This is a genomic window from Kribbella sp. NPDC048928, from assembly GCF_043197975.1.
Classification (GTDB): domain Bacteria; phylum Actinomycetota; class Actinomycetes; order Propionibacteriales; family Kribbellaceae; genus Kribbella.
The window spans coordinates 366052-376938 of the sequence record NZ_JBICUC010000007.1 but is presented as its reverse complement, the minus strand read 5'-3'; the positions used below and the strand labels follow the sequence as shown (position 1 = coordinate 376938).

Genomic DNA, 10887 nt, shown 5'->3' with positions numbered 1-10887 from the left:
GGAACCAGTCGCGGGCGGGATGTGGGGGCGGGGTGGGGTTGGCAGGGTTTGGGTGGTCAGAGGGTTGTGTCGGCTGGAGGGATAGGCGGATGCGAAGGGTTTTGGCCATCGCTGTTGGGGTTGGGGTTGTTGCTGCCTTGATGGGTTCGGGGGTTTCGCAGGCGGAGGTGTCGGGCGCCGAGCAGGTGGGTGCTGGGCAGGTGGGTGCTGGGGAGGCGGGTGGGATCACGTGGGGGACGTGTGACCCTGATGTGGGGGATGGGCTGCCGGTGCCGGCGGGGATGCAGTGTGGCTCGTTGAAGGTGCCGTTGGACTACAAGAAGCCTGATGGGCAGACGATCGAGATTGCTGTTTCGCGGTTGGCCAGCAAGAAGCCGGAGAAGCGGCGCGGGGTGTTGTTGACTAATCCGGGTGGGCCTAGTCCGGGGTTGGGGTACTTGGCGTTGTTGGTGGCGGCGAAGGTGCCGCAGGGGGTGTTGGACAGTTATGACCTGATTGGGATGGATCCGCGGGGGATGGGGCGGAGTACGCCGGTGAAGTGCGATCTGACGGCGGAGCAGCAGGCGTTCGGGAACATTCCGCCGTACGCGAAGGATGCGGAGGATGTTGCGAAGCGGGCTGCTGAGTCGGAGCAGGTTGCGAAGCAGTGTGCTGGGTCGGAGACCGGTGGGATGTTGCCGTACATCAGTGCTGCCAATACGGCTCGGGATATGGATCAGGTTCGGCGTGCGTTGGGCGAGGCCAAGGTTTCGTATCTTGGTGCGTCTTGGGGGACTTATCTGGGGGCGGTTTACACCACCATGTTCCCGGAGCGCAGTGATCGGATCGTGCTCGACAGCAATATGGGGCCGGGTGGTTGGGATTACGAGAGTGAGCGGCTGTGGTCGCAGGGGGTTGAGGATCGGTTCCCGGATTTTGCGAAGTACGTTGCTGCGAACCATCGCGAGTACGGGCTCGGTCGGACGGCTGCGCAGGTGAAGGCGAAGTACTTCGAGTTGGCTGATCGGTTGGACAAGAAGCCTGTGCAGGGGCCCGATCAGTTGTGGACCGGCGCGGTGTTCCGGTTGATCTCGTTCGCGTATTCGTACGGGGCGACGCAGATGCCGACGCTCGCCGAGGTGTGGAAGTCGCTCGATGCGAACCAGCCGCCACCTCCGCCCGTAGCAGCGAAGGCAACAGACACGGACAACCTCATCTCAGCCCGCTACTACATGATCTGCAACGACTCGCGCTGGCCGACGTCGCTCAAGACGTACCAGCGGAACGTTGCGATCGACCGCATCACGCACCCGATGTTCGGGGCGGCCGGAGCGAACATCGGGCCGTGCGCGTACTGGCCGAAGCCGGCCGAGGCGCCGGTGAAGATCGGTGACAAGGGCCCGTCGAACGTGCTGATGCTGCAGAACCTCCGCGATCCTGCCACGCCGCTCGCCGGCGCCAGGCAGTTGCGGAAGGCGTTCGGCGATCGGGCGCGGATGGTGACGGTCGACCAGGGCGGCCACGGGGTGTACCTGCTCAACAAGAATCAGTGCGCGAACACCGCGGGTACGACGTTCCTCATGACCGGCAAGCTGCCGGTGCGCGACTATCAGTGTTCCGCGGACGCAACGCCACGCTGACCGGTTCGTGATGCCGGCGCCGCGATGATGGGTACTGCGAAGAAAAGAGCAGCCTGCCAGGAAGGACGACGTGATCCGAACAACCAACCGGACCTTGAGTCGGGTACTGATCGCTCTCGAGGTGGTCGTGCTTGTCGGGTTGAACGTCGACGAGAGCGTACGGCGGTTGTTCCTGCACGAACGGGTCGAGGCCGGTGGGATCTTGTACCTCGGCTCCAGCCTGGTGATCGGGGCGCTAGCACTGCTACGGCGTCGGTACTCGAGCGCGACCGGCCAACTCGTGACCGGCGCGATCGCGCTCTCGTTGGCCTGTAGCGCGGTCGGCTTCCTCGCGGAGCCGTCCGCGCCGCTCGCCGGTGACGGTGAGTCGGTCGCCCTGGCGCTCCTGGTCGGCGCCGGCTGCCATCGGCTGCGTCCGCGATCGGCGGGTGTGGTCGCGGTCGTCGGCGGATTGGCGATCGTGCTGGCGCCGATCCTGCGCTACGGCAGCAACTCAACCACATTGACGATCGCGGTGCTGTGGGCGGTGTTGTGGGGCTGCAGCGTCGCGATCGGGCTGATACTGCGGGATGCTGATACGCGGCGGGAGGTTGCGCTCGCGGCGGCGCGGAACCGGGAGCGACTCGCGCTGGCGCGGGAGCTGCACGATCTGGTTGCCCACCACATCACGGGGGTGGTGGTACGGACGCAGGCGGCGCAGGTGGTGCTTGCCGACGGCCCCGAACAGAAGCTGCTCCAGGAGATCGAGGGGGCGGGTGCCGAGGCGCTGGCTGCCGTACGGCGTCTCGTCACGATGCTTCGAAGCCCCGAGCAAGCAGCCCCGCTCACCTCCGGTGGTCTCACCGAGGCGGTTAAGGCGGCGGTCGATGGTACGGCCAACGTTGATCTCCGTCTCGCACCCGGGCTGGATGATCTGACGGTTGCTCCGGAGACAGTGTCGACCGTGCATCGCGTTGTACTCGAGTCGTTGACCAACGTCCGCAAACATGCGCCGGACGCGAAGAGCATCGCGGTCGCGGTCGCGGTCGGGCCGGCCGCAGGGCGAGGGCAGGCCGTGTTGCGGGTCGACGTACAGAATGACGGAGTACGCCCGGGACGTAGCCGGGCGAGGCGGTCGGCCGGCGGCTACGGGTTGGTCGGCATGGGTGAGCGCATCCATGCGCTGGACGGCAGCCTCACCGCCGGCGAGCACGGTGAACGCTGCTGGCGAGTCTTGGCGGAGTTGCCCTTGCCGGGTGCTCCGCTGGCAGCAGAGGAAGGAACAGCACGGTGACACTGCGAGTTCTGCTCGCCGATGACCAGGCTTTGGTACGGACCGGGTTCCGATTGATCCTCGAACGCGAGGACGACATCGAGGTGGTCGGTGAGGCCGAGGACGGCAAGCAGGCCGTCGCGCTCGCGAGGCAACTGCGTCCGGACGTGACGTTGATGGACATCCGGATGCCGCAGATGGACGGCCTCGCCGCCACGCGGCTGCTCGCCGGTCCGACGGTCGCCGATCCACTGCGGGTGCTGGTCGTCACGACGTTCGACCTCGACGAGCTGGTCCATGAGGCCTTGCAGGCCGGGGCATGCGGGTTCTTGCTCAAGGACGCCGGTCCGCGGCTGCTGGTCGAGGCAGTGCATGCCGCCGCGAACGGAGAGTCGTTGGTATCGCCATCGATAACGACGAGGTTGCTCGCTCATTTCAGTACGCCGAGTGCTAAGACCCGACGTGCCGAGCCGCCGTTGACCGAACGCGAACTCGAGGTGACACGCGCCGTCGCCCGTGGGCGGACGAACGCCGAGATCACTGCCGAGCTGATGATCTCGCTGTCGACGGTGAAGTCGCATCTGGCCTCGGTGCAGCGCAAGATCCTCGCCCGGAACCGTACCGAAGTAGCTGTCTGGGCGTGGGAATCGGGCCTTGTCCGATGACGGGATGGCGCGAGCGGTGGATTGCGGTGGTCGCTAGCGATGTGAGTGATCGCGACGGTCTGGGGTGGGAGTTCAGCAGTACGACGGGTGTGCCGGCGTTGACGATCTTTCGCGAGGACGGCGGGGCGATCCCGGTGTTCTCGGCGACGCGCGGTGAGGCGATGCCGCCGGGGGAGGACCTCCGAGCGATGACGAACGAGGCGGTCGCGGATCTACTGGCTGCAGCTGGGCTTGCCGACGAGTACGGCAGGATCACCGCGAACATCTCGGCTGCTCTTCTGGCCGGCCTGGATGTCGGTCGTCATGTGGCAGTTGCCTTTGACAAGTCGATGGGTTCTGGTGAGACGGGTGTGGAAGGCTAGTTAACTCTCGGGGCGTATCAGTTGGGTCAGGTTGGTTTCCAGGGTGGCTAGGGCCTCGCCCCCTAGCTGTTTGGCCCAGCGGGAGCGGACTTTGTCGAAGAGGGCTGCGCCGAGGGTGGTCATCTCGTGGCCGCGGTCGGTGACGCGGAGCAGTTGACGGCGGGCATCGGTCGGATCCGGCTCACTGGCGACGTACCCGAGGTTCTGGAGCGCGGCGACGGTCTTCGCGGCGGCCTGTTTGGAGACGCCGAGCCGGCGGCCGAGCTCCGACGTGGTGTCGGCGCCGGCCTCGATGGCGGTCATCGCGAACTCGTGTCCGGCCCGTACGCCGGGATGCCCCTGCTCTGCGAGGCCCGCTCTGACCTCGTCGACCATCGCCTCGAAGCCGCCGAGCAGCAGCATCGCCAGGTTCGCTCCCGCGGATCGTGCCATGGCGAGAGCCTAGGCGCCCCAGCGCTCTATTGACAACCTGGTTGTCGAGTACGAAACTATAGACAACCTGGTTGTCCAAAGAGGAGTTCGGCATGTTCGAGCATCATCGAGTCGAGGTCAACGGAACCACGTTGCACTACGTGGCGGCGGGCACGGACGGTCCGCCGGTTCTGTTGGTGCACGGCTTTCCGGAGAGCTGGTGGACGTTCCACAAGGTCATCCCGCTGCTCGCGCGGCGGCATCGCGTGTTCGCGGTCGACCTGCGCGGCTTCGGCGACTCCGCGACCGCCGGTCCGGACCACGACAGTGCGACCGCGGCCGCGGATCTCGCCGCACTCATCGAGCAGTTGCAGGTCGGCCCGGTGCATCTGACCGGGCAGGACATCAGCGGCCCGACCACGTTCCGGCTCGTCGCCACGCGGCCCGAGTTGATCGCGAGCTACACGGCGATCGAGACCGCGCTGCCGGGGTACGGGTTCGAGAAGCTGGCGGAGGTTGCCTGGCACATCGGTGTCCTCGCGGCGCCCGGGATCCCCGAGATGTTGCTCGCAGGTCGCGAGCGGCAGTTCATTGCCGAGTACGCCATACCGTCGCTCACTCCGACGCCTGAGCTGTTCACGGACGCGGACCTCGACGAGTTCACCCGTGGCTACGCCCGGCCCGATGGGTTCAAGGGGGCAGCCGGCCTGTACCGCTCGGCGCTTGCCGACGCAGACCAGTTCCGAGAGCTGACGGTCGAGAAGACCAAGGTCCCAGTACTGGCGATCGGCGGCCGCTCGGGAGAATTCACGCCCGCGATCATGCGGCAGGTCGCGACCGATGTGACGGCCGCGACCATCGACGGCATCGGCCACTACGTCGCCATGGAAGCCCCGCAGCAACTCACCGACGCACTCCTCGCCTTCTACGCGTATTAGGGCATGACGTTCAGGACGACGGCCTCGCCGGTGCCCAGGTGTACGTCGATGCGGCCTTGGTGGACCCTGCCGGTTTCGGGGGCGAAGCCTGGCCAGGTGCCGTCGGCTGCGACCTGGCGGCCGTCGATCCGAACCTCAGGAGCGTCGAGCGTCCGGCCCGCGCCGGTGCTGTCGTACGGCGTCATTCGATCCAGCAGATAGCGTGCGCCGGGTGCTCGCAGGTGGACGTCGGTCGATCCCTGGCCGCGGTTGATCAGGAACAGCCGTGACTGCCCGGGCCCGCTGTTGACCCGCCAGCCGGACACGTCGCCGTCGAGCTGCACCGGTCGGAGGCCGTCGTGGCCCTGGGCGAAGCGAGCGAACAGCAGCATCGCGTAGTACTCCGGCGCGGCCGTCGGTGCGCCCATGGCCGATGTCGGGTCGTACCGGACCGCGTTGTAGTAGCCGTTGCCCTCCTCGGGATAGAAGAAGGCCCGAACCTCGGCGTTGTGGAAGTTGACGCCGACGCCGCCCGTACGGCAGTCGGCGTTCGAGCCCGGGGCGTCCGGTGGGTTCGGGCAGGCCACATGGAACATCGTGTCCAGCGCCCAGACCGCGCTCGCCGCGACATCGCTAACCCCCGCAGCACCGCGGCCGGCGGCGGTGTTCACTTCCTCGAGTCGGTACCCGAGTCCGTTCGCGGCCGCCAGTTTCGCGTGCTGGTACGTGATGTAGTCGAGGTTGTCGCGCCGCGCCGGATCGAGCAGCGCGGGGATCGACGGGCAGCGGTACGGGTCGGACGCACAGGTGCGGGCCAGCGGGTAGAAATGGTCGGCCGCCCACGCGCCCAACGGTCCGGCGGTGGCCCGCTGGGTCGGCGCGGTGGTCTCCAGGATCTGCCGCCAGTCATGGAAGAAGCGCGTCTCGACGGTCTGGTCGCGGATGCTCTGCCAGCTCGCGATCGCGTTGCTGGTGGCCGGCACGATCGTCGTGTACGGCGTGGTGCCGCCCGCGTCGCGCCAACGGGTGAAGTCGCCCAGGTACCGATCCGCGTCGTACTTGTACGAGAGGTCAGGCTCGTTCCCCAACTCGATGCCGGCGACATCATCCTCCGCGCCGGCGAATCCGGGTCGGACGCCCTGCTCGACGAAGTCCCGCGTGTGTTCGGGCGACCGGAATGGGTACGTGGTCGTGGCCGGTGCCATCGCCGTACCGAGCACCGTGGCCCACCCGGTCGCGCCCGGTTTGTGTGTGCCGTCGATCGTGGCGCGGATCGCGGCGATGTCATCGGGCGTGATCACGCGGTTGGTGTTCGGCGCCGTCGCGCTGAACGGCATCACGTCCTGCGAGGAGCCGCCGATCCGCAACACGCCGCCGTCGAGGTTACTGAGCAGGTTGGTGAACGCCGGCCGGGCGCCAGGGCCCATATAGCGCTCGATGAGCGACCACTCGACGCTGAGCCCGACGAAGTGGTCTCCGATCGTCCCGCCCGGCTGATGCGCGGGCGGGACGATGACCTGGGCGGCCGGTGCGTCGGGTTCGGCGTGTGCGGCGAGCGTCGCGACGAGCTGGACACCGAGGCCCAGACACAGTGTGGTGAGAACGGCGCGGCGCATGGCTCAGCGCACCAGGGTGACGATTTGCGCGGTACCCGGAGCGACGTTCACCGTCGCCCGCGAGCCTGCAACCGCAACCGGCTTACTCGTACGGTGTCCGGTGACCGCTCCCGACGGGTCGACCTGTTGGCCGCCGAGCGTGATCGCGGATGAGTCGAGCGACGCCAGGCCGGCCGCGTCCGCGGAGGTCAGCGTGACGGCGGTCCCGCGCGCGAACCTTCCCGGCAGTTGCACGGTCACGTCCTGCGTCGTGCTCTCGGCCGCAGCCGGATCCTGCAAGTTGATCAGTACGAGCGTCACCTTGCCGTCGCGTCCTTGAACGGCGTATGCCCGTACGGCACCGAGCTGGTCCTGCGGAACATCCAGATCCAGGTAACGGCCGACGGGCACCTGGTGGAACGCCCAAAGCCCGTAGTACAAGGGCGATGCGGCGAGTTGCTCGGCGTCCAGGTGCTGCTGATCGGGCGCACAGAAGGCGCCGTAGTAGCGGTACGAGATCGGGTAGTCGGGCGACGTACGGGCCTTGAAGTCACCGCAGATCGCTGCCGTGTTGGTGTGGAACTGCAGCCGGTCGAGGCCGGCGCGCCCGGTCTGCAGCAGGTAGTCCAGCGACCACAGCGACATCGCGTAGCTGTCGCTGACGCCCGGCATGCCGCTGCACGACGCGCTGTTCGACTCGTTGATCGTCATCGGAACCGGGTGCCGCAACTGCGACCCGAGCTCGGTGATCCCGTCGAGTTTCCCCTGTACCTGTTGGTACTTCGCCGTACTCAGCAGCGCCGCGATCGTCGTCGTCGAGGATCCGCAGTGGCTGCCCGGGTACAGGTGGGAGGAGATCTCCTCGAGCACCCGACCGGAAGTGGTTTGGGTGTCGGTGGTGACCGCCGTCATGAAGTCCTCGAGCCGGGTGTTGGTCACCGCGGTGTTCGCGGACGGCCCGATCACCTTGATACCCGCGTGCGGCAACGCGACGTTGATGGCGGCCTGGAAGCGCTTCATCTCCGACCACATCTCGCTCGCGGTCAGCGTCGTCACGTTGTCGTACTCGTTCCCGACCTCGACCGCGACCAGCCCGCGTCCCAGGGTCGCGTGCGCGGCGCGGACCTCGGCGACCGCCTGGTCCAGCGTCACCGCGGGCGACGGGTCCTTGGTCGGGTCCTTGATCTTCGCGGGATCGATGAGCTTCTTCAGCGGCAGGCCGAGGCTGACCTTCCAGCCGGAGTCGCGGACCAGTTGCGCGAGCTTGTCGAGGTCCGACTGGTCGACGGTGCCGCCGATCGCCTCGGCCGGAGCGGGGGCGCCGGCCCAGGCGCCGAACGCCGGCCAGACCAGATCCATCGAGTAGCCGCCGATCCGGATCACGCCGTGCGGGCCGAGCGTCTTCAGCCGGCGGGCCAGGAGCCGGCTGGTGAGGAAGCCGTGGGCCAGGTCCGCGGACTCGACCGAGAACCCCTGCAGGTCGGACGGGAGTACGGCGTTCCGCCCGTCCACGGTGGCACTGAGCGAGACCGGAGTCCCAGCGCCGTCAGGCCCGGCCGGAACAGCCCCGGCCGGAAGGGCACCAGCCGGAAGAGCAGCGGCGGTGACGAGCGAAACGGTGGCGACGACTGAGCAGACTGCTCGGACGGTTCTCACGATGCTTCTCCTTCGAGAGGGCGGCCCCCATCGGCGCTGAAAAGGGTTGCATGAGTTTCGCCGGTACGGCAACCGTTGAATCCCGTTGTATTTTTGGACATTCACCGATCAAGGCATGTTTCACCCTGAGCATTGACGTGATCTGCAATCGGTTTCAGACTGAGGTGAGGAGGCAAGATGGCAGTAACGATCCGCGACGTCGCGAGGGTCGCCGGGGTCTCGGCGTCGACCGTGTCCCGCGCCCTGTCGTCCCCCGAGATCGTGGACGCCGTCACCCGCGAGCGCGTTCTGCGGGTCGCCGATCATCTCGGCTACCGGCCGAACCGGGCCGCGCAAGGTCTGATCACCGGCCGCACCGGGAACCTCGGCCTGATCCTGCCCGATCTCGCGAACCCGTTCTTCCCTTCGGTGGTCAAGGGGATCCAGAGCCAGGCGCACGCCGGCGACTACCAGGTGTTCGTCGTCGACACCGACGAGCAGGTGTCGGCCGAGCTGGGGCTCGTACGTTCGCTGGCCAAGCAGGTCGACGGCATCATCTTGTGCTCTCCCCGGATGAAGCCCGCCGAGCTCCGCGATGCGGCCGAGCTGGCACCTGTCGTACTGGTGAATCGCCGGGCCGCCTCGATCCCGTCGGTCTCCGCGGACAACGCCCAGGGCACGCTGCTGATCGTCGAGCACCTGGCCGGTCTCGGCCACAAGCGGATCGGATTCGTCGCCGGTCCGCGACAGAGCTGGTCCACCAAGGAGCGCCTGCGCGGCCTCCGCGCCGCGACCGCGAAGGTGCCCGTCCAGCTGGTCGAGCTCGGCAACTTCGCGCCTACCTTCGAGGGTGGTGCCGAGGCGGCCGCAGGGGTGGTGATCGGCGGCGTGACGGCCGTGGTTGCGCACAACGACCTGATGGCGATGGGACTGCTCGGCGCGCTCCGCGAGCAGGGGATCGCCGTACCCCGCGACGTCAGTGTCGTCGGCATCGACAACATCCAGACCTCGGCGATGGTGCACCCGGCGCTCACCACGCTGGCCATCCCCAAGGAGCAGGCCGGCCGTCGAGCGGTCGACCTGCTTCTCCAGCACCTCGCCGACCCGTCAGCGCCGACCCCGCTCACGACCGAGTTGCCGACCGAGTTGCTCGTCCGGCAGACGACCGGTCCCGCCACCGACCCGAAGGAGCCGCGATGAAGATCGTCGCGACCGATGTCGTACTGACCAGCCCCGGCCGCAACTTCGTGACGCTGAAGATCACCACGGCCGACGGCCTCACCGGTCTCGGCGACGCCACTCTGAACGGTCGCGAGCTCGCCGTCGCGTCCTACCTGACCGAGCACGTAGTGCCGTTGCTGATCGGCCGCGACGCCCGGAACATCGAGGACACCTGGCAGTTCCTCTACCGCTCGGCGTACTGGCGCCGCGGCCCGGTGACGATGTCCGCGATCGCAGCGGTGGACATGGCGCTCTGGGACATCAAGGCGAAGGCGGCGGACATGCCGCTGTACCAACTGCTCGGCGGTGCGTCCCGCACCGGCCTCACCGCGTACGGGCATGCGTCCGGACGCGATACCGAGGAGCTGTTCGACTCGATCCGCCATCATCTCGAGCTGGGCTTCCGCGCGATCCGCGTGCAGACCGCCGTCCCCGGCATCGGCACCCTGTACGGCGTGCCCACGCAACCGGCCGTACCGGGCGGACGCGCCGACGACTACGAGCCGGCGCAGCGCGGTCCGCTGCCGGCCGAGGAGGACTGGGACACCCGCGCCTACCTGCGGCACCTGCCGACCATCTTCGAGGCAGTCCGCGCCGAGTTCGGTCCGGAGCTGCCGCTGCTGCACGACGGCCACCACCGGATGACTCCGATCGAGGCGGCCAAGCTCGGCAAGAGCCTCGAGCCGTACGACCTGTTCTGGCTCGAGGACTGCACTCCCGCCGAGAACCAGGAAGCCTTGCGGCTCGTACGCCGGCACACGACGACCCCGTTGGCGATCGGCGAGGTGTTCAACACCGTCTGGGACTACCAGTCCCTGATCAGCGAACAGCTCATCGACTACGTGCGGTCCTCGGTGACCCATGCCGGCGGGATCACCGCACTGCGCAAGCTCCTCGACTTCGCCGCGCAGTACCAGATCAAGTCAGGCATCCACGGGCCGACTGACATCTCGCCGGTCGGCATGGCGGCCGCACTGCATCTCGACCTGGCGATCCACAACTTCGGGATCCAGGAGTACATGCCGCACAGCGCGCTCACCAGTGAGGTGTTCCGCCAGTCGTTCACCTTCGAAGACGGCTACCTGCACCCGGGGGAGCAGCCCGGTCTCGGCGTCGACCTCGACGAGGACGCGGCGGCCAAATTCCCGTACGAGCGGGCCTACCTGCCGTACAACCGGCTGAACGACGGCACCGTCCACGACTGGTGACG

Annotated in this window: 10 protein-coding genes; 7 read left to right on the top strand and 3 right to left on the bottom strand. The window is 67.6% G+C overall.

Annotated elements, in window-relative coordinates; translation table 11 throughout:
• Positions 1-89: 89 nt before the first annotated feature.
• From ACGFI6_RS30060 to ACGFI6_RS30045, 4 genes are all read left to right on the top strand, one after another.
• Complete coding sequence (locus tag ACGFI6_RS30060) at positions 90-1619, top strand: alpha/beta hydrolase (protein ID WP_393124436.1); 1530 nt, start codon at positions 90-92, stop codon at positions 1617-1619.
• 70 nt (positions 1620-1689) lie between these two features.
• Positions 1690-2892 carry a sensor histidine kinase gene (locus ACGFI6_RS30055; RefSeq protein ID WP_393124434.1) on the top strand — a complete coding sequence of 401 codons (1203 nt, stop codon included), beginning with the start codon at positions 1690-1692 and terminating at the stop codon, positions 2890-2892.
• Positions 2889-3536: a response regulator gene (locus ACGFI6_RS30050; RefSeq protein WP_393124433.1), complete on the top strand. Its 648-nt coding sequence runs from the start codon at positions 2889-2891 to the stop codon at positions 3534-3536. Before ACGFI6_RS30055 ends, ACGFI6_RS30050 begins: the two co-directional genes overlap by 4 nt.
• Positions 3537-3577: 41 nt before the next feature.
• Entirely contained in the window at positions 3578-3898 is a 321-nt protein-coding gene (locus ACGFI6_RS30045) for a hypothetical protein (RefSeq protein ID WP_393124431.1), read from the top strand.
• Here the strand turns inward: ACGFI6_RS30045 and ACGFI6_RS30040 are convergent, their stop codons facing one another.
• Entirely contained in the window at positions 3899-4330 is a 432-nt protein-coding gene (locus ACGFI6_RS30040; protein WP_393124429.1) for a MarR family winged helix-turn-helix transcriptional regulator, read from the bottom strand. It lies immediately after the preceding gene.
• Between the two features lie 92 nt (positions 4331-4422).
• Here ACGFI6_RS30040 and ACGFI6_RS30035 point away from each other — a divergent pair, with 92 nt between their 5' ends.
• Entirely contained in the window at positions 4423-5247 is an 825-nt protein-coding gene (locus ACGFI6_RS30035) for an alpha/beta fold hydrolase (protein WP_393124428.1), read from the top strand.
• On the opposite strand, the gene ACGFI6_RS30030 is transcribed toward ACGFI6_RS30035, so the two are convergent.
• Together ACGFI6_RS30030 and ACGFI6_RS30025 are read right to left on the bottom strand one after the other, a co-directional pair.
• Positions 5244-6842: a hypothetical protein gene (locus ACGFI6_RS30030; protein WP_393124427.1), complete on the bottom strand. Its 1599-nt coding sequence runs from the start codon at positions 6840-6842 to the stop codon at positions 5244-5246. The two genes, ACGFI6_RS30035 and ACGFI6_RS30030, sit on opposite strands and share 4 nt — an antisense overlap.
• A gap of 3 nt (positions 6843-6845) precedes the next feature.
• The gene (locus tag ACGFI6_RS30025; protein WP_393124425.1) at positions 6846-8477 is read right to left on the bottom strand and encodes a glycosyl hydrolase family 79 C-terminal domain-containing protein; all 1632 of its coding nucleotides are present in this window, start codon (positions 8475-8477) and stop codon (positions 6846-6848) included.
• 177 nt (positions 8478-8654) lie between these two features.
• Here ACGFI6_RS30025 and ACGFI6_RS30020 point away from each other — a divergent pair, with 177 nt between their 5' ends.
• Together ACGFI6_RS30020 and manD are read left to right on the top strand one after the other, a co-directional pair.
• Entirely contained in the window at positions 8655-9656 is a 1002-nt protein-coding gene (locus ACGFI6_RS30020) for a LacI family DNA-binding transcriptional regulator (protein ID WP_393124423.1), read from the top strand.
• The gene (gene manD, locus ACGFI6_RS30015) at positions 9653-10885 is read left to right on the top strand and encodes a D-mannonate dehydratase ManD (RefSeq protein WP_393124421.1); all 1233 of its coding nucleotides are present in this window, start codon (positions 9653-9655) and stop codon (positions 10883-10885) included. Before ACGFI6_RS30020 ends, manD begins: the two co-directional genes overlap by 4 nt.
• Positions 10886-10887 lie beyond the last annotated feature (2 nt).